This window comes from Fervidobacterium sp. (assembly GCA_026419195.1).
In the GTDB taxonomy this organism is placed as follows: Bacteria; Thermotogota; Thermotogae; order Thermotogales; family Fervidobacteriaceae; genus Fervidobacterium.
This window is the reverse complement of the sequence record JANZZV010000004.1, coordinates 1-24,911: the sequence shown is the minus strand read 5'-3', so window position 1 is coordinate 24,911 and position 24,911 is coordinate 1. Positions and strand designations below refer to the sequence as shown.

Here is a 24,911-nt window from a genome sequence, read left to right as displayed (position 1 = left end):
AAAATTTACCCGATAATGTCTTTATTTTTTCCTGAACGTTTGGCTTGATAAAGTAATTGATCTGCTCTTTTCAAGACACTTATTCCTTCTTCATCATCGTTCATAACGATTAACGTTATACCTGCGCTAAAAGAGATTTCAAACTCAAGTTTTCTTTGTTCACTAATTTTTCGCACAGATTCTCTTATTCTATCAATTATTATTTTCGCACTATCAGAGGAGGTATGGGGTAACAACAATACAAATTCATCCCCTCCAAATCTTGCACATATATCAGTCGATCGGGTGTTTGAAATTAATGCCTGAGAAAGTGTTTTTATTGCCATATCTCCCTTATCATGTCCCAAAGTGTCGTTTATACCTTTTAACCCATCAAGATCGATCATAACGACTGATGATTCGGAGTTATATCTTTTGACACGTCTAATCTCGTTTTTAAGCATTATCATAAAGTATCTTCTATTGTAAAGGTTTGTCAGAGGGTCCTTAAAAGAAGCTTCTTCAAGACGTTGAATATAATAGATTCTATCCGCGAGTGAAAAAAGAATGTTAATGATGCTCTTCAGGCATTGTTGAGAAGCATACTTAGGCAATTTGTCGTATTTAATCGTTATTTGTACCGCTTTATCTTCGGATTTGTTGATTTCTTCAATTGTTTGAAGTGCTTCGTTTTCTTCACTCTCTAAAAAGTTTATTGTTATCGAATCTTCAGAGGATATTATTTTTGCATGGGCTGATTTGATACTACACTTGTTCTTAAGTGTACTGGAAATTTTTCTAATTGCCTCTTGATAGTTATTTTCGAGAAATGCTGAAAGCATACTTATTATCAGTTCTTCTTCGAAGTCTCTTATTTTCTCGTTGGTAACATCCACTCCAACACTGATGCTACCAGCAGGTTTACCATTCTTAGTAACTAATTTATTTTCCCACAGTATCACTATTTGTTTTCCATCTTTTGTGAGGATCTCATTTTCATATGTCTCAAGTATTTCAATATTCCCAGCTATTATCTGACTGAAAACGTTTTGTATTTCTTTTCTTCGTTCTTCTGGAATAAACATCTCAAACCAATTCTTTCCTATTACTTCTTGGAAACTGTATCCTGTTTTATTCAATGCATATGAATTGATATATTCAACATTTCCGTCTTTGTTAAGTACAACGAAAAACACTGGAGCAAATTCAAGATACATACTTAATGTTTCCAGGCGCTCAGCTATATATTCATCTACAAAAAATTTTTGTGTAACAATCTCTCCGAATAGAATAATCCCCTTAGGATGCTTTACGGGAACAACACGCACCTTTTGTGGTGTGTCCTCTGAAAAATCAAAAACCTGATCTACAAGCTTTCTTTTGTCGAATTTAGAAAAGACTTCTAAACCATTAAATGCTTTAAAAATATTATCACGTCTTGCTATATATTGGGGTGTGTTATTTGTACATTTTAAAATATTTCCATTGTGATCTGCCAGCAAGATGAAAATGGGTCCTGATAAGTTGGAGTCAAAAATATCCCAATTCAGGTACGTATCTAAACAATCATTTGAGTTCATTAAAAACCCCCTTTACTAACATATGTACGATGATATTATATCACACAATTTAATTTTCGGAGCGATGCGGCGAAAGTTTTGAAAAATTATGTTCTGTGTGTTATAATTGTGCTTGGAATTTTGGAACGATTCGATTCGGAGGTGTGAGATTAGTGGAAGATCCACTTAGTTATTTATGGAGTACTGTTGTCATAGTATTTTTGGTTATTCTTTCAGCCTTTTTTTCAGCCTCAGAAACTGCCTTGACCTCTGTTAGTAGACACAAATTAAGAGGTCTTGCAAAAAGACAAGAAGAGGAAAAAGAAAAAAACGAAATACATGTTTTTAATCAATTATTAACTGCATTGCTGATTTCGAATAACCTTGTGAACGTCCTTGCTTCATCTATAGCAGCGGTGATGTTCTCTCAGCTGATAGAAAAAGAATCTGTAGCGGCTGTTCTTTCAACGGTTATAATGACTTTTATTTTACTTGTGTTTGGAGAGATTACACCAAAAATTCTATCAAGGCAAAATAGTGAAAAATTTTTTGAGATAAGCATGAAAGTAATAGTTCCATTTTCAAAGCTTTTGATGCCATTAGTCGCATTTTTTGTTAAAGTTTCGAACTACTTCGTCAAGTTTTTAGGTGGACAAACAGTAACAGATACACCTTTTATTACAATGGAGGATATAGCTTCCTATCTTGAAATAGGTCGCGAAGAAGGTTCAATAGATCACGAAGAAGGGTTAATGATTGAACGAACCATAGCAATGGATGAGACTCTGGTGAAGGAGATAATGATACCAAGGATAGATGTAGTTGCCGTGGAAGAAGTTCAAACGTTGCGAGAGGTAGTTAAGTTAATAATGGAAGAAGAATATTCACGTATACCAGTTTACAGAGAAACCATAGATAATGTTGTTGGAGTTTGTTACGCAAAAGATCTATTGTCATTTATTGCACAGCGTGGTACCGAGGTTATTGACAAGGTAAAGGTGAAGGAATTAATGAGACCACCGCTTTTTGTACCAGAAGTTATGCCGGTTTCGGAGTTATTGAAGGAATTCAAAACCAAGAAAGTTCACATGGCAATTGTAGTGGATGAATACGGTGGAACAGCAGGCATAGTAACGATGGAAGATATACTTGAAGAAATCTTTGGTGAGATAATGGATGAGTACGACGAGCACGAAAGCATAGGGATAAAGAAACTTGACGAGTCTACTTACTTAGTGGATGCAACAATTTCTTTGAATGATATAGAAAGAGAATTGAGAATCACTTTTCCAGAAGGTGAGTTTGAAACATTAGCTGGTTACCTTCTTAACAAATTTCACCATATACCGAAGGTTGGAGAGAAGCATGAAGATAACGGAATTGTATATAAAGTTGTAGCAGCCTCAAGAAACAGAATAGAAAAAGTTTTGATAAGAGTGTCAAAACCGACTCACAAGGAGGATAACACAAATGGTAAAGAACAAGAATATTGAAGATTTAATATCGATTGCAAAAGAAGTCAGAATGAAAGCTTATGCACCTTATTCGGGATTTAAGGTTGGAGCTGTAATTGTAACAAAACAGGGAAAGATTTACACAGGCGTCAATGTTGAAAATGCGTCATATGGACTTACAAATTGCGCGGAACGAACGGCAATTTTTAAGGCAGTTAGCGAGGGAGAGCGGGAATTTGAAATGATAGTCATTGTAGCTGATACTCATAAACCAGTTTCACCATGCGGGGCATGTAGACAAGTGATGTCAGAATTTGGGAATTTTAAAGTTGTGCTTGCAAACATTAAAGGAGACTATTTGGAAACCGATGTTAACAGTTTATTGCCTTATTCCTTTGATAAAAAAGACTTTAACGAAAAATAGAATTTGAAGAGGAGTGGTTTGTTGATAGAATTACTCCATATAAACGAATATGTGTATCTTAAGAATGTTGATATATACTTCTCTGATGGGTTGAACGTTATAACAGGTGAGACTGGAACGGGAAAGAGTTTGTTACTTGATATTATTGGTGCCTTTTTAGATTATGGATCTATAAGAAGTGATGTTTTTTCAGCGGATGTGGTCGTTTACGTTCCAAGGAATTTTGAAGAAGGAAACATTTCTGTTGGTCAGCACATATTCAGTGTAGAAAAAAGAGGCAAGAGGTCTTTCTATAAAGTAGATGGGCGTTTGATTGCGAAAGATATCGTTCAAAAAGTCTTTTCGGATATAGTAACTATCCATAAACAAAACTCACACATCAAGTTGTTGGAAAGAGAATTTATAATTAATTTTCTCGATGATATAGCTAATAATGAAGAATTCATAAAAGAGTACAGGAGGTTGTACAGTCAATATCAAAATGTACTGAAACTTATCGCTACAGTCGATGAAACAAAATTAAGAGAAAAAATTGAGGAGTTGAAAGAAAAAGTCACCGAAATAGAATCTGCAAAATTGGATCTGTCAGAAGAGGAAAAACTAGAAAATGATTACAAAAAAGCCCTTAATGTTCGGACACTTATTCAAAATTACACGATAGCAATGCAACAACTTGAGGAAATTGAGCATTCGTTGAGAAAACTTTACGCATTAACGGAAGATAAACATCATGAGACTATAGATAAGGTTATAGAGTACATTGCGGAGTTAGAAAATAACGTCAGCAAAGAATTAATCAGATTCGATGAAGTAAATGTGGAAGATATAGAAAACAGGTTATGGATATACAGAAAGTTGAGAAGAAAATATGGTCCGTCTACAGAGGATGTGCTTACCAACCTAAAAAACTGGAGAGAAGAACTCACTGAAAATGAAAAACTGCTTTCCATGCTGAAAAGTGTAGGTGAGGAGAAAGTATTGATAGAAAATCAATTGAGACAACTGGCAGCAAAGATCAGTGAAAGGCGAAGGAAAGCTGCAGAGTTTATTGTGGAATCTGTTATTCAACATTTGAGAGATTTGAATATGAATACAAGAATAGACTTTTCTTTCTCAACGAAGGAAATCTCTTTGGACGGAATTGATGATGTCGAACTTGTGGGAAACACACTAAGTTCCGGACCGCTGTATCCATTACGCAAAATAGCATCTGGGGGAGAGTTATCAAGAATAATGCTATCAATTGAGCTTTCAACTGCCAGTACTCCCACGCTTATTTACGATGAGATAGATGCGGGAGTTGGAGGAATAACAGCGGTAAAACTTGCGGAAAAACTGGAAAAATTGTCGAAAAATCATCAAATAATTGTTGTAACCCACCTTCCGCAGATAGCGTTAAGAGCGCATAAACACTTTGCACTAAGAAGAGAAAAGGACACTGGTTATGTAGTCGAATTAGATGAAAAAGGTAGAGCAGAAGAAATAGAACGTATGTTTGGAGGAAAGGAGATAATAGAAATTGTAAGTGAAAAGAATAATCAGTAAAATAATTGTAGATAATTCACATTAACAGGTAGGTGTAAACTTTGCCTGATAAAATTTGTGTACTATCTGATACGCTTTTTGTGACTACCGAAATATCAGAACTTCTTAAGTTTGTTGGTTACAATATCATAGAGTGCGAAGAACTGGAAGAATTTATAAAACAACAAGATAATGTGCAGCTTGTTATAATGTATTCAAAAAAAGTCCAGAAGGTTTTTGATTGGGTTAAAGTTTTAAAGACCGATTTCAAACTAAGAAGTATTCCTATAATATTTGTCGTTGATGAAAAGAACTATAATCTCCTATCCGATGCATACCAGATTGGTATTTCAGACTACTTAGAATTACCTGTTGTTGACATTGAACTCATTTCGAAGGTAGCATTACACGTAGAGTTAAAGAAAAACAGGGAACACATAGAAAACCTTTATATTGAACTAAAGGAAAACCTCAATTTGGCCACCGAAGTTCAGAAATTAATGATGCCCTCTGCATTATTTGCTAAGAACAATTTATGGTTTACCTCTCATTACTTACCTGCCCAAGTTGTTGGTGGGGACATTTATGATTATTTTGATTTAGACGGAGAGATCGTTGGTTACATAGCGGATATATCAGGTCATGGAATTCAGTCAGCACTTTTGTGTTCTGCTGTTAAATCCATAGTTCGTTCTTCTACAAATAGGACGAAAGCACTTTCAGAAATCATAAACGAGCTTTCGGCAAGTATAAAAACGTCCTTAGCTCATAACTACATAACAGGAATATTTTTCAAAATAAGTTTCGATGGAACTGTAGAATATATCAATTGCGGTCATCCTCCGATAATAACATACGATGGAAAGGTTTTTCGAGAAATAAAAATGAAAAATGCATTACCCATTGGGTTGTTCGATTATGAATACAACCAAGATGATATTGGATCGTTTAACATCGAAGAAGGTTTATCGTATATTCTTTATTCGGATGGGCTTTATTCTGTGTTTGAAAAGAATAACCCTGTGCAGAGCACCATAGACACACTATTCGATTTTTTAAACAAGGAAATCTCAGGAATACCTAAGGAAATATTACCTTTTTACATCCGGTATAAGTTGAACAGATTGTACTCAGAAATTCCTGATGATTTTTCAATAGTATGCTTTGGAAAATCAAGAAGATACGTGTACATAGACAAAGATGTCGAATTATATTACACAAAAGAATCAATAATTGACGAAATTATTAGAAAAATTTTAAATTACACGTTGTCAGAAGAATATATTATCTTTTACAACGAACACGAAGATCATAGAATTTTATTGTGTAAAGACGTTGAGATAGGTTACATTCTCAAGGAGCTTCCTACAAGTCTTTGCCTTAACTTTGGGAATATATCCGCGATAAAATTATTCACACGATAGTTCCTTTATATTTTTCAGTATCTCTTCTACGGCTTTTACTTGCAATTGCAAAGCCATTGATGGTATGTTTGAATTTTTTGGATATTTATCACACACCTGTTGTGGCAAAAACGGTAGATGAATGAATAACACGCTTTTAGGGTTTTTATCACAGTATGACTTGTGTAACGAAAAGTAATATATTGTATTACAAACATACTGCCCAGCATCGTATGAAACGTTAGCTGGTATTTTCTTTTTATTAAGAAATTCAACAATTTTCTTTGTATCTAACCTGGTCATATAAGCATCTAAACCAGAAGGTATTATTGTTTTGTCCTGGATTATTTTTTTATCGTTATCGGCATTTTTTGAATCTATAATATTCACAGCAACTCTTTCAATGTTTATAACTGCTCTACCTCCTGCCTGTCCTAAGTGAATCGCAACGTCAACAGTGTTTTTTGAATAGTAATCTTCTAAAATACTGATACTTTTTTCGTAGCTCACAGGTAAAATCAAAATATCAGTTACACATTTATCGAACTTCTTTTTTGAAATCCTTTTTACTACTAATTCACTTGGATTCAGTTTTTCACCACCAAAACTCTCAAAACCAGTTAAAAGAACTTTTAATCTCTCATCCATTGTTTTCTCCCCTTTCAATTTTGTCAACTTGTGGTTGATTATAATTTATCACGATGATTATTTGTCTTCAACCAAAACTTAAGTGTGAAGTTTTTCTCAAAGCTTAACATTTTTTTGATTAACAACTTTCTTTAAATATAGTAAAATAAAGTGGCGGGATTTTCCAAGAATACAAAACAAAGGTACACAAACGGAGGTGGAACATATGGAAAAGGTAAGAATATGGAAACCTTCTGAAGAGGAGATTGAAAAAGCCAAAAGGTGGCCAACTTGGAGCAAAGAAGAAAGTATATTTGATTGGTATTACGACGAGCCAGAACAATTTTATGTAGTTGAAGGTGAAGTGGAAGTTACACTTGATGATGGGACTAAAGTTAACTTTTCAGCAGGTGATATGGTTAGATTCTCCGGTAATGTAAAATGTACTTGGCATGTTAAAAGAAAAATTTTCAAACATTACTTTATTGGATGACTAATTAAGAGATGTGTTATGACTAAAGATCGTAAAAAAATGTTTGCTTATTTTTACCTTACATTTACTTTGTTATCTTTTTCGAGCATAGAAGTTGTCTCTAAGCCACTGATGGGTAAAGTGGATCCTTTTTTTATGACAGCGTTTAGGTTTCTTATTGGTGGTTTGACATTAATGCTTTTTGTTAAAGAAGATATTTTGACTAAAGATTTTATTCCAATAACGTTGATAGGTGCTTTAAACAGTATAGTCTCTATGACCACTCTACAGTTGTCAATTAAATATTCAAATGCGTCCACGGCAGCAACACTTGTAGCGAGTAATCCAATTTTTGTGTCGCTTTTTGCGTGGTTGATTTTGAGGGAGAGATACCCCATCAGAAAATATGTTGGTATATTTTTGGGGTTCATTGGACTTGTGGTTTTTAGTTTTGGAAAAATTCGCGGTGATTCGTGGTTGGGTATATTTTATGGAATAATTGCTGCTGTAACATTCGGACTGTACACTGTACTCATGAGAAAATACACAAAGAAATATGGTGCGCTTAAAGTTACAGCATATTCTTCTCTTTCTTCTGCTGTAATCTATGTTTTGTTAATCTTTTTATCACAAAAAATGAAAATTCCAACTCTTGATATTTCTCAGTGGATGATACTTGTGTATCTTGGTTTTATTGTTACTGGTGTTGCTTATTTAACCTTCTTCAAGGCAATTGAATACTTAGGAACGGCACAATCGAGTAGGATCTTTTTTCTGAAACCTATTGTTGCAACAATTTTAGCTCTAATTTTTCTCAACGAAGGTCTTAGCCTTTTAAAGGTAATCGGCATGATAATAGTATTACTTTCCCTCATCTTGTGAAAAATTGAATCTACATTGATTTACTTCCATACTTGAAAATAATCCTGGAATTTGAACTTAATCTTCGAAAATGCATAGTATTTTGACATATGAATTTTTTTTGTACCATGTTATAATAATCACGAAGTGTGAAGGAGGGATGTGTGTGGCCGTATGTGAACACCACAAAGAACTTTACGAGGAGTTGGATGCATATATTCAACAAGTTAAAGACAAACCTGGAATACTCATAGGTGTACTTCACAAAGCACAGGAATTATTTGGTTGGTTGCCTCAAGAAGTGCAGGAGTATATAGCAGAAAAATTAGAAGTACCAGTATCTGAAGTATACGGGGTTGTGACTTTTTACAATTTTTTTGCAACCAAACCCAAGGGAAAACACCAAATAAAGGTTTGTCTTGGGACAGCATGTTATGTTAAAGGTGCTGACAGAGTTATGGAAAGATTTCTTGAAGAGCTTGGTGTCAAAGCTGAAGAAGTTACAGAAGATGGACTTTTCTCTGTACACGCCGTGAGGTGTCTTGGTGCCTGTAGTATGGCACCAGTTGTTCTTGTTGGCGAGAAAGATTTTTACGGTAAAGTAACTCCCGATATGGTTAGCAAGATAATAACAGCTTACAGGAGGGGTGGGGCACAATGAGTAAAGTTAAGAGTTTGGAGGAATTGATGAAAATAAAAGAACAGGCACTTCAAAATATAAAGATGAGAGAAAGCGGAAAAAGAGGAAAAATCATAGTCGCAATGGGGACTTGCGGTATAGCAGCAGGTGCAAAAGATACACTTAAAACCATTGTTGAGTATATGAATGAGCTTAAGATAGATGACATTGCTGTGGTACAATCAGGCTGTATGGGATTGTGTGAAGTTGAACCTACGATCGAAGTTTCACTTGAAGGGCAAGAACCTGTAATTTATGGACATGTTACACCCGAAAATGCAAAAAGAATAGTGCAAACGCACATAGTAGAAGGTAAAGTCGTTTCAGATTTGATTGTTAAAAGAGGAGAGGTTGGATAAGTAAAAGTAGAGCAAACATCTTAAGGAGGCGAAGAGTGTGGCATTAACTACTAATACAATTCTCATTTGTGCTGGTGGTGGCTGTATATCTGCTGGTGAAGAGAGTGTAAAACAAGCATTTGAAAGAAAGTTAAGAGAATACGGGCTCGACGCTGTTGTTTCTGTTGTTGAAACTGGTTGTATGGGTGCGTGCAGCCTTGGACCACTTGCCATTATTTACCCAGACGCAGTTTATTACCAAAAATTAACACCCAAGGCTGCTGAAAAAATAGTGGAAGAACATATCCTTAAAGGACGTATTGTTCCTGAGTTTTTGTTCGAAGGCGCTAAGGAAAAATTGACTATAAAGGAAAAACCAGCTCAAGAAGAGATACCGTTCTTCGCTCGACAAGTGAAAATAGCACTGAGAAACGTTGGAGTTATTGATCCGTTAAGCATAGAGGAATACATAGCAAGAGATGGTTACTTTGCACTCCACAAGGCTTTAACAAAGATGACACCTGAAGAGGTCATAAAGGAAATAAAAGATAGTGGCCTAAGGGGGCGCGGTGGCGCAGGATTTCCAACAGGATTAAAATGGGAACTTGCAAGACAGCAAAAGTCAGAAATTAAATACATGATATGTAATGCAGATGAAGGTGATCCGGGTGCCTTTATGGATAGATCTGTCCTCGAGGGTGATCCACACTCAATCGTAGAAGCGATGACAATTGCTGGATATGCAATAGGCGCGCAAAAAGGATTTGTTTATGTGAGAGCTGAATACCCGTTAGCTATTGAAAGATTACAGAGAGCAATAGAGACTGCACATGAATATGGTTTCCTTGGTGAAAATATACTTGGTACTGCATTTTCGTTTGATATAGAGATAAGAATAGGTGCAGGTGCATTTGTATGTGGTGAAGAAACTGCATTAATGCACTCAATAGAAGGAAAGAGAGGTCAGCCAAGAGTCAAACCACCATTCCCTGTACAAAAAGGTCTTTGGAGTAAACCTTCGGTAATCAATAATGTTGAAACCTTGGCGTTGGTGCCACCGATAATACTAAGAGGTGCATCTTGGTTTAGGCAGTATGGTACAGAAAAATCTCCTGGTACAAAAGTATTTGCACTTGCCGGTAAGATAAGGAATACAGGACTTGTGGAAGTACCAATGGGAATAACATTACGTGAACTTCTTTACGAAATTGGTGGCGGGCATCCGCAAGGTAAACAGATAAAGGCCGTACAAACGGGTGGTCCAAGTGGTGGTGTTATCCCTGCAGAATATTTTGATACGCCCGTCGACTATGAATCTCTTGGAAAACTTGGCGCTATTATGGGTTCAGGTGGTATGATTGTACTTGATGAAGATGATTGTATGGTTGATGTGGCAAAATTCTTCCTCGAATTCACGGTAGATGAATCGTGCGGTAAGTGTACACCATGTCGTGACGGAACAAAAGTTATGTACGATTTGCTTGATAAAATAACAAAAGGTGAAGGTACGCTAGAAGATATCCAAAAACTTGAAGATCTTGCGCAGATTATAAAAGATTCGTCGTTATGTGGTCTTGGTCAAACTGCTCCAAATCCAGTATTATCCACACTGAAATATTATAGACACGAATACGAAGCACACGTAAAAGATAACATCTGCCCAGCTAAGAAATGCAAATCCTTTATCAGTTATGTGATAATACCCGAAAAGTGTGTAGGATGTACCGCCTGTGCAAGAGTGTGTCCAACAAATGCAATATATGGAGAAGTGCGAAAAGTACACGAAATAGATCAAGAAGCATGTGTGAGATGTGGCAGTTGTATCGAAGTGTGTAGGTTTGGTGCTATAAATAAAGTAACCCCCGCTATAGAAACAACTGTATCAAAATGAGAGTTAAGGTGAGCATCTTCTATCAAAGATTGCTCACCTTGTTTTTTATTCGAAAATTTTTTATTTTAGTTGGGGAGGGAAGGTGTGTGGATCGCACGGAGTTAAGAAGTATTATTGAGGAGATAAAAAGAGAACAACTGGAAGAACGAGATATCTTAATTTATTTATTACACCGCGTACAAGATCATTACCAAAGTCATTACATTCCACCTGAAGTAGGGGAAATGATTGCTGAAGAACTGAACATTCCGTCATCGAAAGTATATGAAGTGCTCACATTTTACACAATGTTTTCTACAAAACCAAGAGGTAAATACGTGATAAGAGTCTGCACAAGTTTGCCTTGTCACGTTCCTGGTGGAAGAGAAATTGTTCAATTTTTGAAAAATAGGTTAGGAGTTCAATTCGGTGAAACAACAAAAGATGGACTTTTCACACTTGAGGAAACTGGATGTCTTGGTTTATGTGGTGTTTCGCCTGTCATTATGATAAATGATGAATACTACGGTGACCTCACCATTGAAAAAGTGGAACGCATAATTGAAACTTTGAAAGGCGGTGAGGTAAGATGACTCCAATCACGGTGCTCATCTCAGTAGACAGTAACAGTATATTACTTGGTGCAAGAGAATTTTCAACTTACATGAAAGATCTGATAGAAAAATACAATCTTTCATCGGTTGTCACCGTTCTGGAAACAGTGTCACTTGGTTCATACAACGGTGTCGTACTCCAAGTATTGCCTGATGATGTATACTATTCAGTAAAAAATAAGGAAGAAGTTCGAAAAATAGTTGAAGAACACCTACTCAAAGGAAGACAAGTATGGGATTTGACGATAGAAAAAACTGCGCTCAAAACACCAGAGAAATTTGTGCTCAGGGAAGTAAGGATAGTTACAAGAAATATAGGAATTATAGATCCAAGAAACATAGACGAATACATAGCAAGAGATGGATATTTCGCGCTTAACAAAGCACTTAAAATGTCACCTGAGGATGTCATTAAAGAAATAAAGGACAGTGGTTTGAGAGGGCGTGGTGGTGCTGGATTTCCGACTGGTTTAAAATGGGAATTTACCGCCAAAGCCAAGGCAGACCAAAAGTACATAGTATGTAATGCTGATGAGGGAGAACCGGGCACATTTAAAGATAGGTTAATCATGGAAGGAGATCCACACTCGGTGATTGAGGCAATGGTTATAGCCGGATATGCCGTAGGTGCAACAAAAGGATATATTTATATAAGGGGAGAATATTATAACTCTGTTGAGAATTTGAAAAAGGCAATAAGTGATGCATATGAATATGGATTTCTTGGTAAAGATATACTTGGTAGTGGATTCAATTTTGATCTTACGGTAAGACTTGGAGCAGGCGCTTATGTGTGCGGTGAAGAAACAGCTTTACTCGAATCAATCGAAGGTAAGTCCGGAAAGCCAAGGTTAAAACCACCTTATCCGCCTCAATCTGGACTCTTTGGCAAACCGACAGTTATAAATAATGTTGAAACGCTTGCAAACGTACCACAGATAATACTCAACGGTGCACAATGGTTTAAGCAGTTTGGAACACCAAATTCACCGGGCACAAAAGTTTTTTGTCTTGTCGGTGATGTCAATAGACGTGGAATGGTTGAGTTACCTATGGGCGTTACTGTAAGAGAGGTACTTTACGGTTTTGGTGGCGGAATTAAGGGTGGAAGAGAACTAAAGATGGTACAAACTGGCGGACTTGCGGGAACATTTATAGGAATTGATAAACTCGACACACCGATTGACTATGATTCAATGAAAAACTACGGTGTTAGCCTTGGTTCAGGTGTTATTCTTGCCATAGATAATTCACATTGCGTTGTGGATATTGCTCTCAACACAATGCAGTTTTTCAAACACGAATCTTGTGGAAAATGTACGCCATGTAGAGAAGGAACGAGATTAGCATGCGATATTCTTGAGAAGATGACAAAGTTTGAAGCTGATATTGAAGATTTGAAATACTTAGAAGAAATAGCACTTGTTAGTGCAGATGCATCCTTCTGTGGATTAGGTCAGAGTATAAACGTCCCTCTCTTATCTTTAATAAACAATTTTCGAGAAGAGTTCATTGAACATATAGATCAAAGAATATGTAAAGCAAATTTGTGCAAAGAAATCAAAAAGAAAGCAAATGTAAAATGAAGTCTAAAAAAACAAGAGCACTCGCACGAGTGCTCTTGCTTTTTAAATTACCTTTGAAGAAAGTCTTATCATTAACCTGTAAAGATCCTTAAAATTTCTTTCTACTTCTTCATCCATTATGTTTTTTAAATCAAGAGGTTGATTTTTTATAGCCTGAATTCTTCCTAAAATACCTATTGTATCTCTTGCAAAAAATTCTTTTCGTTTAGTGTATTTCATAAAAAATCTACTGGTTTTAAGTCCTTCAAGAGAGATGAAAGGTATACCAAAATAAGAAGCAACAAGTGATGGGTGAAACCTTTCAGATATAACAAAATTTGACGATAATATTAACGAAAGTAGTTCATCAATATTGCCACTATTCTCAAAAAATTCGCAATCCAATCTATTTGAAATAACTTTTGAAACTTCAATATCAGTTTTTTGCGTTGGGCACACTACTATTTTTGAAAAATACTTTCTTAATACGTCGTATTTATAAACATTTGAGCTTCTTCTTGGGATAATAATTAATTCGTATTCGTTTGATTTTTCCGGCTGAATTTTTTTTAGATACCTAACAGATGGATCACAACATATCACTGTATTTTCATTTAAATATTTTCCGTATCTATAGGAAACTATATCACGAGCAAACAGAAAGACATTCTTATTTTTCAATAGGTTTCGTAGAATAAATCTATTAATTTTCTTTTTAATAGGTCCCAGGCTGTTTCCAAACAGAATAACAGGTTTTTGTAACAAAAGGCTGAGTTGAATTATACTAGAGTAGTACAAAAAACTTCTTGTGCTTGTAATATCTTGTAACAAACCACCTCCACCGTATACTACAATGTCACTATCGTAAACAGCTTCTATCATTTCAAAAATATTAAAACGCGAAACCGTATCTTTGTTGATTCGTTTGGGTAAGGTTACTTTGTATTGCACATGGAATTTACGAAAAAAGTCTTCAATACTTTCTCGCATTAGTTCATCGCCAAAATTTCCATAACCATAGTATCCAACCAACAATACTTTCAAGGAATATCAATCCCCTTTGAAGAATATTTTAAATGGAAAAGCAGATAGGAGCGTGAAGTTTAATGGTTCGTAAAATAACGGAAAACATATACGTAATAGAGCACGAAGAAGCTGCTAACAACGTTATCGTAATAGGTAGAAAGGGTGTTGTACTCATAGATACCTCTCTTTTTCCCGAAAAAGCAAAAAGTATAGTCAAATTTGTCAAAGAATTGACATCAAAACCTATTTCTCTTGTTTTAAACACTCATTATCATCCTGATCATACGTTTGGTAATGTCGTTTTTGACTGCCCAATTGTTGCACATGTTTTAACACGTCAAAAAATGGAAAATTTTGATAAATCTTATTTTGATACACTTGGTTTAGAATATTTCACACCCAAGTTACCCGATGTGTTATTTGATGATACATTTGAATACGAAGATGGTTTAAAAATAAAATTTATACATGGTCCTGGCCATACACCAGATTCTTCTTTTGTGTACATACAAGACGAAGATGTTGTGATTGCTGGTGATACCGTAATAAACACAATTCATCCAGAGATAGTAGAGGATAGTAACCTTAATGCGTGGTTAAGAACACTTGAAAAAATGCCACAGGTTAAATATATCGTGCCGGGTCATGGTGAATTCGGTGACTATAAATGCATTGTAAAGATGAAAGAATACATTGAAAAGATTCGGAAATTGATATTTGGAGAATTAAGCCCAACGGACTTGGAACATGACGAAAATTTCTCGAAACGTCTTCACCCTGAGATGCTTGAATGGAGTATTAGAAATTTAATTGCTTAAACTCAACCTACTCCAAACTTGTTCAACATATTTTGACTGTTTATCGAACATTTCCTGCGCATTTTCTGTGTTGTATTCATGATCGTATCCTGCCATATGGAGTATGGAATGGATTATTACTGTCAACAATTCTTTTTCAAACGGATTTTCAAATTTCTCTCCGTTTTCTTTTATAACATCAATACACAAGTATCCCTCAGCGTAAGGTTGAATAAAATTCTCATCCCCTACGTCTTGCTTTATTAGATTATCCTCTCCGTAAACAAAGGTAAGCACATCAGTTGCTCCTTGTTTTCCTCTGAATTCAGTATTTAACTTTGCCATTGTATTTGAATCAACAAATATAAATTCGATGTAGACATCTCCAATTTCGTTTTGAACGATTTGTTCAAAACTATCACCTGCTGAATCTAAAAATTTCTTAAGTTCCTCGGGGTAATTTTCAAATTTTATCATTTCATCACCTCAGCCTGTGGTTTCGATTTCTTGGTTTAAGGTTGGATATTCAATTCTTTGGTTAGATAATCCTTCAAAAACAAGAACAAAACTATCTATTATAGTCTTTAGCTCATTTATTGTCAAACCTGCTTCAATTAACTGACCTTCCTCAAATAATTCTATCACAGTGTTTTCAACCACCGATTTTATCTTGTCAAGTGTTGGATTTTTAAGAGATTTCGCTGTTGCCTCGACTACATCAGCAAGCATTAAAATTGCAAGCTCCTTACTTTTTGGTCTGGGACCAGGATATCTGTAATCTTGTATATTTACATTCGGTTCTAATTCGAGTGCTTTTTTATAAAAGTATTTTTGGACTCTTGTACCATGATGCTGTGGAATTGCCATTTCAATTTGTATTGGGAGTCTGTATTTTCTAACTATATCTATCCCATCACTAACGTGCTTCTTAATGATTTTTGAACTAACATCCGGAGGTAGACTATTGTGCGGGTTGTCTTCTATACTCTTTAGATTTTCGATAAAATACTCAGGATTTCTTAATTTTCCTACGTCGTGATAATACGCACACGCTCTTCCAAGTATTGCATTAGCACCTATACTCTCGGCTGCCCTTTCAACTAACTCGGCTACACGCATACTGTGATAGTAAGTTCCTGGTGCGTGAATCGAAAGAAGTTTTAGAAGTGGATGATTAATGGTTGAGATTTCAGATAGCCCTATATTTGAATATATTCTTGTCGATACTTCAATGTATGGTAAAATACCAAGAATTACTATGGAGGAGATAACAGGATTCAGAAAAACTATAATATAATCTTTTACAGAAAAATAGAAATGGCGAACTGGTTCCTGAAGTAGGATCATCGATATGCTCGTAATACCGGATGCAACACCCGCCTTTGCAACCTGCACTCTATTTTTGGTATTCTTAAGAATATATGTTGCTATGAAAACCTGAGGAAAGAAATGGAGGAACATGAAGAAATCTCGATAATGGAATGCCGTTGAAAGTGAAAGTATCAAACCTGCGCTGGCTCCAAACTCGTAGTCTATCAACAAAGTAATAAGCATAGGCACAGCAGTTATGGGTATGAATGTAATTCCATAAATCTTGTATATAACAGTATTTAAAACGCTTCCAATTAGAAAAATACCGTAAAACAATATTCTATACCTTGGATCTACATTCATTATATTTGAGTTCCTTATAAAGTGCTCAACAATTCCATACCAAATAACCAATATTAGTATAAATTCATTTAAAAGTCCAAGTAAGCTTATTTCATATATATTATTAGCAACGCTAATTATGAGCGCCAATATTATTCCATCGTATATAAATGCTTCATTCTTTAGCATATCCGATTCTAAATGCTTTGTTTGCATGTCTATCTCCTCTTCTCTGATTTTTCTTCTCTTTGAACACGCTCGAAGTTATCGTATGCCCGTATGATTTTCTTTACGAGAGGATGTCTTACAACATCAGCATCTGTTAAATAGACGAAGGTTATACCTTCGATATTTTTAAGTATTTCTTGAGCAACGACTAGCCCAGATTTTTCTTGTATGTCTATCTGCGTTATATCACCAGTCACTATAACTTTTGACCCGAATCCCATACGTGTTAAAAACATTTTCATTTGTTCATATGTAGTGTTTTGGGCTTCATCAAGAATTATAAAAGAATTATTTAAAGTTCTTCCTCTCATATATGCAAGAGGAGCAATCTCTATAATATTCTTTTCCCTAAAGGATATGAATTTTTCTATGCCAACCATATCTATTAGCGCATCATAAAGTGGGCGTAGGTAAGGATCGACCTTTTCGGTCAAGTCACCTGGTAAGAATCCAAGCTTTTCACCTGCTTCAACAGCAGGTCTCGTCAAGACAATTCTCTGTACCTTACCAGATTTTAGGTAATCTACAGCAATTGCACAAGCTAAATAAGTTTTCCCAGTCCCAGCAGGACCTATTGCAAAAACTATGTCGTTTTTTTCTATTGCCTCAAGGTATTTCCTCTGTCCTTCAGTTTTTGCTTTAACCTTTCCAACAGATTTCTTATAAACTTCTTGAGGGTTTTCGATTTTTTCATTTTCCTCAACTATATATTCAAATTCCGTCCAATCAAGAAGGTGACCATCCCTGGTTATGTTAACTACTTCTCTTAGTATTTTCTCAACTACTTCAACTGCTCTCTCATCTTCTCCTTTGATTCTTATTTCATCGTCAATAACAGCTATTTCGACGTTGAATCTTCTTCTCAGATATCTGGCTTTGTTGTCATATTGACCAAGTATCTCAACTATGGCTACATCCTTAGGTACCACGATCCTTCTTAAATTCACACACTCACCTCGGTAATTGAATTTAGCATTTTTACAAGTATAATTATACCAGAAAATTAGAAAAATCTGTTAAAATATAAATGAACAACTTTTCTCTACTGTATCACATAGGTTCAAAATTCATTTAGATATTAAAGAACTAATTTAACATTCGTAAAAGGAGGAATAACATGGCTATCATATCCGCATCTATTTTGGCTGCTGATATAGGAAGTTTGAAGGAAGAAATAAAAAGGGTTGAGAACTACATCGACGAGATACATCTTGATGTTATGGATGGTCATTTTGTACCAAATCTTACCTTTGGATATCCTATGATAGAAACATTAAGAAATTTCACAAATTTTCCAATAGATGCGCATTTGATGGTGACAAATCCGGACAATCACATTCAAATGTTCATTGAAAAAGGTGCAACAAGAGTAACTATTCACCAGGAAACTTGTTTTCACTTACACAGAAATTTACAATTTATAAAATCACTTGGTGCAGAAGCATTCGTTGCTTTAAATCCTGCTACTCCCATCAGTACGCTTGAAGAGATCCTACCGTATGTTGATGGTATACTTGTTATGACAGTTAATCCAGGTTTTTCAGGTCAACAATTTATTCCAACAATGTTTGAGAAGATTAGAAGAATTGCTTCAATAAGAGAGGAGAGAAATTACGCATTTAAAATCGCCGTCGATGGAGGCGTTGGAAACGAAAATGCAATGGAACTTATTAAACTCGGAGTTGATATTCTTGTTATGGGTTATGGTGTTTTTAGAAATAATAAGCTTCCTCAATTGTGGGAGGAGATAAAGAATTGCAAAAAATAAGAAAGATTTTGTCTTTCGTTTCGCCTTACTCTTTTGAAGGTTCAATTATAAACTTCGATGATTTGTTCTCATTTATTTTGGAAAACAAAGTAGATGGTGTTGTAATCTCGGATTCAACATTCCATGGTGTTATTAAGTTTCTTAGTGTAGCCCAGAAGTATAAAGATGTTGTAGATTCGTACATAGGATATCGGATTGATAACGTTGTTTTCGTTTTCACTAACACAGAGGAGTTTTACAAATTTTTGACATTTTACAATTCCAAACCTATTGATAAAAGCACAACTGATACATTGAAAAAACAATTCACATATTTTGAAGTGATGCCGTTATATTATCTACCCCAACAGAGGCACGTATATGAACTTTTTTGTGATTATATACAACAAAATTTGAGAACACACAGTGGTTTATCTGATTGTCTGATAGAAGCTTCATTGCCTTCGCCTAATTATATACTGCGTTCATATCAGAATTTGCCAAAGCCACCGAGTGATTTTTTGGGTGAGTTGTTGAATAAGGAAAATGAACACAAAGATAGACTAGAAAAGGAAATAAAATTGATAAAATCTTTCCAGTTCGAAGATTACTTCTACACTATAAAGCGTATAATTGAAATTGCGAAAAGCAATGATATAGAGATTGGACCGGGGAGGGGGAGCGCAGTTGGAAGCTTAGTTGCATACAGACTCGGAATAACAAGGATAGATCCGGTAAAGTATGGTTTGCTCTTTGAAAGATTTCTTAACGAAGGGCGAAGTGATTATCCGGATATAGATTTGGATACGGAAGATGTCAAGAGACAAAAATTAATAAATCTACTTAGAGAAGAATTTGGATACGTTTACAACATTAGTACCTTTTCATCCATACCAAAAAAATTTTTGGATACTCTACCGGATGATGTTAAGAAAACTCTTTCGAAAATTCCATTACAGCGCTCGACGCATGCCTCAGGTGTTGTAATATCCACAAATCCTGTCTTCGTGCCGATAGTCCCCTTAACAGAAACACTTGAGTGGGATATGGATGACTTACAGTCAATTGGTTGTGTAAAGTTTGATGTACTCGGTTTGAAAACACTCAGTATTTACAAAGAACTAAAAAACAGCATAAATACAAAAAGTAACAACGAATCTGTAAAGAAGACTTACAAATACATATGTGCTGGTTTCACAGACAACATTTTTCAACTTGAAAGCTCCATCGGTAAATCCGTCGTAAGGGACGTAAGGCCATCAAACATTCGTGAACTTGCGATTGCCCTTTCTCTGAACAGACCAGGTCCATTGCGTTCTGGAATAACAAACGAGATAAGAACTCTCAAACTTAAGAAAAAAAGAAAATACGAGCTTGACATTTTGCAAGAAACGTACGGACTACCCATTTATCAAGAACAAATCATGTTAATAGCGATGAATTTGGCGGGACTTACGAGCAGGCAAGCAGATGCGCTTAGAAAAGCTATAGCTAAAAAAGACTCTTCCGATTTTGCTGAATTAATTACAATCGTCAAAAATGCATTAACTGAAAAATTAGGCAAAGATGGTGAAGAACTCTCAAAAAGTTTAATTTCATTTGGGGAATATGCGTTTAACAAATCGCATGCTATAGCGTATGCACACTTAACATACTACATGGCATTTTTTAAAGTTAATTATCCAAAGTTATTCTACGATGTATACTTGAAGCATGATGCCTCTATTTTATGTGAGGCGATCTATAATCTTCAGGCTCTTGGCTATAAGGTTTTACCACCAAAAATTAACTCGCTCTCAAGTAAAGAAGGTAAAGATGATAAAGTATATAGATTACCACTTTATGTACTTCCGGGCATTTCCTATGAAAAATCCTTACAACTGCAGAATACGAACTTTGAGGATTTTGAAGATTTTGTTGAAAAAGCAGATTTACCACTTTCCGCGATAGAAGCGCTTGTAAAGATAGGAACATTTGATGAGTTGTTTGATAGTAGAAGAAAGGCAATACAAAAGCTTAGGACTTTTAGAAGTGGATTCAATCCGGAGGTGGCAAGAATTGGAGGAAAAATATTTGGTAAAATAATAAAATTGGACGAAACAAAAGTTGAAGATGATTGGGAGAGAACCAACATGGAATACGAAGTTCTTAAAGTGCCGATATCTTTACCAACAAAAACTCAGAATCACCTTGCACCCTATTGTGTTGCCTACGCTCTGGACTTACCATATGGTATTCATGTTTCTGTAAAAGCTGGATTTGGTACTGATGGAAAAAGTGTTTTCAAAACACAAATGCCAGATGGTGACTACACGCTTATTTATCCGGATAAGTTTGAAGTAGGTCATTTGAGTGTCTCGTATCAACTAAAACACATGCCAACAAGATCAGAGATTTCTAGAACATCATCCAGCCTTGGAGTAGAAGAGATAGTGCTTCCAAACGGAAGATTAATAAAGAATGCAAGACCTATTCAAAACGATTTCAAAACATTTGTAAAAAAATGATTTTAGAGGGTGATCCCATGAAATCTAACTATGTAGCATTATTTTGGAAGACAAAGGATACAGACCAAAAATTGATCGAATGTAACTTATGTCCACACAATTGTTCTATACAAAATAATAGAACAGGAGTTTGCAAAGCAAGGAAAAACATCGATGGTGTACTTTATTCGCTGAATTACGGTGAAATAACATCTATAGCACTTGATCCAATAGAAAAAAAGCCTCTGTATCATTTTTATCCTGGTAGCTCAATCATATCAGTTGGGAGTTGGGGTTGTAATTTCGTATGTGCGTTTTGCCAAAACTGGGAGATTTCTCAACAAAGACCGTACTATATAAAATACATCGAACCTGAGGAATTGGTAGAAATCGCAGTTCGATACAAAGAAAAGGGTAACATTGGTATAGCTTATACCTATAACGAACCGATAGTATGGTACGAATTTGTTTACGAATGCGCAAAGCTTGCACATTTAAGCGGGTTGAAAAATGTACTCGTTACAAATGGTTACATAAACCAAGACCCCCTTGAAAGACTTGGGAGTTACATAGATGCGATGAATATAGATCTTAAAGCATACAACAACGAGTTCTATCGCAAAGTTTGTGGTGGAGATTACCAAAGTATTTTGCAAACCATAGAATATTGCACAAGAAATGGCATCCACGTTGAAGTAACAACTCTTATAGTTCCTGGAGGAAATGATAACGTGGTTGAACTTGAGGAAGAGTTCAAGCATTTATCTAAGATATCGAAAGAAATACCATTACATCTGTCTAGGTATCACCCAGCTTACAAGTACTCTTTGCCATCAACAAGTGTTGAGACATTGGTGGAGTTGTATAACATAGCAAAAAGGCATCTGAGTTATGTCTATCTTGGTAATGTTTGGGACGAAAAGTATGAAAGCACGTATTGTCCAAATTGTGGAAGTGTGGTTATAATTAGAAAGGGATACACAATTGATATAAGAAATCTTGATAATGAAGGGCGGTGTACAGTGTGCAGCAACCAGATTATAGAGAAATTATGGTTTTGAATCGAGTTGTAGTTTTTTCTGTGATAGTTATTTTTCTTGTGATGATTGCAATCTACCTTCTTTACATATCCGGTAAGACCGGTCAATACAAGGATTTTGAAGACTACATCTTTGGTACTTACGTTAAAATAAGAATTGCATCCAAAGTTAACTCGTCCACTATTTCAAAAGCTATATTTTCAGAAATGAAAAGGTTAGAAAGTAAATACGATGCATATTCACCTAAGAGTATTTTATATCAGATAAACCATTCAGAGGATTGGATTGATGTTGATGATGAAACTCTATCACTGATTGATTTATCTTTAAAATTTGCGCGCCAAACTGAAGGTGCATTTGATCCTGGACTTGGAAGACTTATCGATTTGTGGGGATTTAGTAAATTTACAGAAAGAAGTGCCACACAACAGTTTAAAATACCAACTGCAACTCAGATAGCGCAAGCTGCTGCTGATTCTGGTTATCAGAAGATCTCAATAGACTATATAAACAAGAAAGTAAAAACTAATGGAGCATGGATCGATCTTGGTGGGATGTTGAAAGGATACGCTTTGAAAAGGGCGTACCAGATAGCAAAAGAATACGACAAGAATTGCCATGGCTTCATCGAAACAGGTGGTCAAATAATGATACTCGGTCCAAAATACGGTAAGACCAACTGGATCATAGGAGTAAGGGATCCACGTGGGAAACCTGGGGAAAATATAAAATTTGTTTACATGAAATCTGGTTCAATAGCAACTAGCGGTGACTACGAAAGATTTTTCATCGTTGATAATGTGCGTTATCATCACATTATAAACCCCAAGACAGGCTATCCATCTAAAGGAGCAATAAGTGCAACGATAATATCTGAAGATCCGGTAATCGCTGATGCCTTTTCAACTGCTGCTTTTGTGCTTGGAAAAGAGAATTGGTTGTTTACAAGGACTCTTTTTCCAAAATATGGGGCTGAAGTACTTCTTGTGTACGAAGAAAAAATAAATGACAGTGTAAAGATTAAATCACTCCAAACAGATAACTTCGTAATATACGAAAATCCAGATAAATAAAAATACAGTGAAGTAGTATTGTGCTTTTTCTTAAGAAGTGTCGAAATAAAAATCATGTGAATAAACTATCAAGGAGGAGAGAAAGATGAAAAAACTAAAAAGCTTTGGAGGAAAGAACCTTGGTGGTACAGGAACAAGCTTACCAAAAAACTTCTCAGAGCTTCAAAAACTACAAGCCAAGATGGAAGAGGAATTAAAAAATCTCGAAACATTGCTTGCAAATGAAGAAGTTCAAGTTGAAGTTGGTGGAGCATTGAAAATTATTGCTACATGCGATAGACAGATAAAAGACATAATTTACGAAACCGACATACTCGAAGATCAAGATATGTTCAAAGATCTTCTAAAAACTGCTATAAATGAAATCTGGATAAAAGTCGATCAAATAAGAGAGGAAAAGACAAACGAAATAATTGCAAAATACAATCCTCTTGCTTGAAATTGACTATTTTACGGTTTTGAAATTGAAAACTGAAAAAATATTCAAACAATTGCTGCTAAGATCGTGATGAAAAATCGTGTAAGAAACAGCAACAGTTTTTTTCATCGCTATTTACTGATGAAATAGTGTTACAAAAAAGCAGCGCACTATTTTTAAGGGTGCTGCTTTGTTTTTTTCGTTATGGTATAATAAAAAAAACAATGATGAGGTGATAAATTTGAATAATAAAAGCCAACCCGCATACCTTTATTTAATAATGATTAATTCCTTAATTTTACTCGTTTTCTATATTACAAAAACGTTCTTTTTCAAAAATGAGATCATTTACTTAGCCTTTGGTGCACAATATGGGCCACTTATATCTTCTGGTCAATGGTACAGAATTATTACGGCAATGTTTATGCATGGCGGTTTTCTACATCTTGGATTCAATATGTATGCGCTTTACATACTTGGAAATTACGTAGAAGGAATATACGGCACTTACAGATTCCTTGTATATTACTTCTTATCGGGTATAATTGGTAACATTGCAACTCAGATATTCTATTATGATTCTCTATCTGTAGGTGCCAGTGGTGCAATATTTGGCTTAGTCGGTACGCTTTTTGGTGCAGGTTTTAGAAAAGATACACCATTTTTTCTAAAACCCATAACAGGTAGTGCTTTACTTCCAATGATTGTGTTAAACATAATTCTTGGATTTGTGCCAGGTTCCGGGATAAACAATGCAGCGCATATTGGTGGTTTGATAACAGGAATATTATTAGGTTATGGATTGCCGGTTTATCATACCTACAAGGCAGAGAGAGTTTGGAAAATTGTAGCGTACATTATTATAGCTATAGTAACCACTGCTTATGGACTATTGGTAAAAGATATTTTATTTTGATTAAAGAAGAGCGAAAGGGAGGTGACTCGAATGAAAAAGAGTGTTGTACTTTTTTTGGTTTTAATAACGTTTTCGTCACTATGTTTTCAACAGGATGTGTCCCAAAAAGTAGAAGATATACTTATTTTGTTCAACTCTCACGGGTTTCTGTATACAGT

General features: G+C 35.3%; 24 protein-coding genes. 18 read left to right on the top strand and 6 right to left on the bottom strand.

The window, feature by feature from the left end:
* Positions 1-5: 5 nt before the first annotated feature.
* On the bottom strand, positions 6-1,559 hold the full coding sequence (locus tag N2Z58_03615; GenBank protein MCX7653753.1) for a sensor domain-containing diguanylate cyclase: 1,554 nt from the start codon (positions 1,557-1,559) through the stop codon (positions 6-8).
* A gap of 152 nt (positions 1,560-1,711) precedes the next feature.
* On the opposite strand from N2Z58_03615, the gene N2Z58_03610 reads away from it, so the two are divergent.
* From N2Z58_03610 to N2Z58_03595, 4 genes are read left to right on the top strand one after another with little or no spacing between them, the layout of a single operon-like run.
* Positions 1,712-3,031: a hemolysin family protein gene (locus tag N2Z58_03610; protein MCX7653752.1), complete on the top strand. Its 1,320-nt coding sequence runs from the start codon at positions 1,712-1,714 to the stop codon at positions 3,029-3,031.
* Entirely contained in the window at positions 3,009-3,416 is a 408-nt protein-coding gene (locus N2Z58_03605) for a cytidine deaminase (GenBank protein MCX7653751.1), read from the top strand. The genes N2Z58_03610 and N2Z58_03605 overlap by 23 nt, the downstream gene beginning before the upstream one ends.
* 21 nt (positions 3,417-3,437) lie before the next feature.
* Positions 3,438-4,961 (top strand): AAA family ATPase, encoded by a 1,524-nt coding sequence (locus tag N2Z58_03600; GenBank protein MCX7653750.1) that lies wholly within the window; start codon positions 3,438-3,440, stop codon positions 4,959-4,961.
* Between the two features lie 41 nt (positions 4,962-5,002).
* Entirely contained in the window at positions 5,003-6,364 is a 1,362-nt protein-coding gene (locus N2Z58_03595; GenBank protein MCX7653749.1) for a SpoIIE family protein phosphatase, read from the top strand.
* Here N2Z58_03595 and N2Z58_03590 read toward each other — a convergent pair.
* Complete coding sequence (locus tag N2Z58_03590) at positions 6,350-6,991, bottom strand: pyroglutamyl-peptidase I (protein ID MCX7653748.1); 642 nt, start codon at positions 6,989-6,991, stop codon at positions 6,350-6,352. The two genes, N2Z58_03595 and N2Z58_03590, sit on opposite strands and share 15 nt — an antisense overlap.
* Positions 6,992-7,196: 205 nt before the next feature.
* Between N2Z58_03590 and N2Z58_03585 the strand changes: the two genes are divergently transcribed.
* The 7 genes from N2Z58_03585 to nuoF (N2Z58_03555) all read left to right on the top strand — a co-directional run bounded on the left by N2Z58_03585 (position 7,197) and on the right by nuoF (N2Z58_03555) (position 13,390).
* Positions 7,197-7,463, top strand: coding sequence for a cupin domain-containing protein (locus N2Z58_03585; protein ID MCX7653747.1), 267 nt, complete (start codon positions 7,197-7,199; stop codon positions 7,461-7,463).
* 18 nt (positions 7,464-7,481) lie between these two features.
* Positions 7,482-8,324 (top strand): DMT family transporter, encoded by an 843-nt coding sequence (locus N2Z58_03580; GenBank protein MCX7653746.1) that lies wholly within the window; start codon positions 7,482-7,484, stop codon positions 8,322-8,324.
* Positions 8,325-8,463: 139 nt separating this feature from the next.
* Positions 8,464-8,964, top strand: a complete 501-nt coding sequence (locus N2Z58_03575; protein MCX7653745.1) for an NAD(P)H-dependent oxidoreductase subunit E — start codon at positions 8,464-8,466, stop codon at positions 8,962-8,964.
* Complete coding sequence (locus N2Z58_03570) at positions 8,961-9,341, top strand: (2Fe-2S) ferredoxin domain-containing protein (protein MCX7653744.1); 381 nt, start codon at positions 8,961-8,963, stop codon at positions 9,339-9,341. Before N2Z58_03575 ends, N2Z58_03570 begins: the two co-directional genes overlap by 4 nt.
* Positions 9,342-9,378: 37 nt before the next feature.
* Positions 9,379-11,211: an NADH-quinone oxidoreductase subunit NuoF gene (nuoF, locus tag N2Z58_03565; protein MCX7653743.1), complete on the top strand. Its 1,833-nt coding sequence runs from the start codon at positions 9,379-9,381 to the stop codon at positions 11,209-11,211.
* Positions 11,212-11,297: 86 nt separating this feature from the next.
* Entirely contained in the window at positions 11,298-11,783 is a 486-nt protein-coding gene (nuoE, locus tag N2Z58_03560) for an NADH-quinone oxidoreductase subunit NuoE (GenBank protein MCX7653742.1), read from the top strand.
* Positions 11,780-13,390, top strand: a complete 1,611-nt coding sequence (gene nuoF, locus N2Z58_03555) for an NADH-quinone oxidoreductase subunit NuoF (protein MCX7653741.1) — start codon at positions 11,780-11,782, stop codon at positions 13,388-13,390. The genes nuoE and nuoF (N2Z58_03555) overlap by 4 nt, the downstream gene beginning before the upstream one ends.
* 42 nt (positions 13,391-13,432) lie before the next feature.
* Here the strand turns inward: nuoF (N2Z58_03555) and N2Z58_03550 are convergent, their stop codons facing one another.
* A complete protein-coding gene (locus N2Z58_03550) occupies positions 13,433-14,413 on the bottom strand; it encodes a polysaccharide pyruvyl transferase family protein (GenBank protein ID MCX7653740.1) in 981 nt (326 codons plus the stop codon).
* Between the two features lie 62 nt (positions 14,414-14,475).
* Between N2Z58_03550 and N2Z58_03545 the strand changes: the two genes are divergently transcribed.
* A complete protein-coding gene (locus N2Z58_03545; protein MCX7653739.1) occupies positions 14,476-15,213 on the top strand; it encodes an MBL fold metallo-hydrolase in 738 nt (245 codons plus the stop codon).
* On the opposite strand, the gene ybeY is transcribed toward N2Z58_03545, so the two are convergent.
* Genes ybeY through N2Z58_03530 form a run of 3 tightly spaced genes read right to left on the bottom strand, consistent with a single transcriptional unit; the run spans position 15,202 to position 18,020 of the window.
* On the bottom strand, positions 15,202-15,669 hold the full coding sequence (gene ybeY / locus N2Z58_03540) for an rRNA maturation RNase YbeY (protein MCX7653738.1): 468 nt from the start codon (positions 15,667-15,669) through the stop codon (positions 15,202-15,204). The genes N2Z58_03545 and ybeY overlap by 12 nt on opposite strands.
* 9 nt (positions 15,670-15,678) lie before the next feature.
* Positions 15,679-17,061, bottom strand: coding sequence for an HDIG domain-containing protein (locus N2Z58_03535; protein ID MCX7653737.1), 1,383 nt, complete (start codon positions 17,059-17,061; stop codon positions 15,679-15,681).
* Positions 17,062-17,063: 2 nt separating this feature from the next.
* Complete coding sequence (locus tag N2Z58_03530) at positions 17,064-18,020, bottom strand: PhoH family protein (GenBank protein MCX7653736.1); 957 nt, start codon at positions 18,018-18,020, stop codon at positions 17,064-17,066.
* A gap of 170 nt (positions 18,021-18,190) precedes the next feature.
* On the opposite strand from N2Z58_03530, the gene rpe reads away from it, so the two are divergent.
* From rpe to N2Z58_03500, 6 genes are all read left to right on the top strand, one after another.
* Positions 18,191-18,841: a ribulose-phosphate 3-epimerase gene (gene rpe, locus N2Z58_03525; GenBank protein ID MCX7653735.1), complete on the top strand. Its 651-nt coding sequence runs from the start codon at positions 18,191-18,193 to the stop codon at positions 18,839-18,841.
* Positions 18,829-21,327, top strand: coding sequence for a DNA polymerase III subunit alpha (locus N2Z58_03520; protein ID MCX7653734.1), 2,499 nt, complete (start codon positions 18,829-18,831; stop codon positions 21,325-21,327). Before rpe ends, N2Z58_03520 begins: the two co-directional genes overlap by 13 nt.
* A gap of 17 nt (positions 21,328-21,344) precedes the next feature.
* The gene (gene amrS / locus N2Z58_03515; GenBank protein ID MCX7653733.1) at positions 21,345-22,367 is read left to right on the top strand and encodes an AmmeMemoRadiSam system radical SAM enzyme; all 1,023 of its coding nucleotides are present in this window, start codon (positions 21,345-21,347) and stop codon (positions 22,365-22,367) included.
* Entirely contained in the window at positions 22,331-23,419 is a 1,089-nt protein-coding gene (locus N2Z58_03510; protein MCX7653732.1) for an FAD:protein FMN transferase, read from the top strand. Before amrS ends, N2Z58_03510 begins: the two co-directional genes overlap by 37 nt.
* An 85-nt stretch (positions 23,420-23,504) precedes the next feature.
* Positions 23,505-23,858, top strand: coding sequence for a YbaB/EbfC family nucleoid-associated protein (locus N2Z58_03505; GenBank protein MCX7653731.1), 354 nt, complete (start codon positions 23,505-23,507; stop codon positions 23,856-23,858).
* Between the two features lie 220 nt (positions 23,859-24,078).
* Positions 24,079-24,753 carry a rhomboid family intramembrane serine protease gene (locus N2Z58_03500; GenBank protein ID MCX7653730.1) on the top strand — a complete coding sequence of 225 codons (675 nt, stop codon included), beginning with the start codon at positions 24,079-24,081 and terminating at the stop codon, positions 24,751-24,753.
* Positions 24,754-24,911 lie beyond the last annotated feature (158 nt).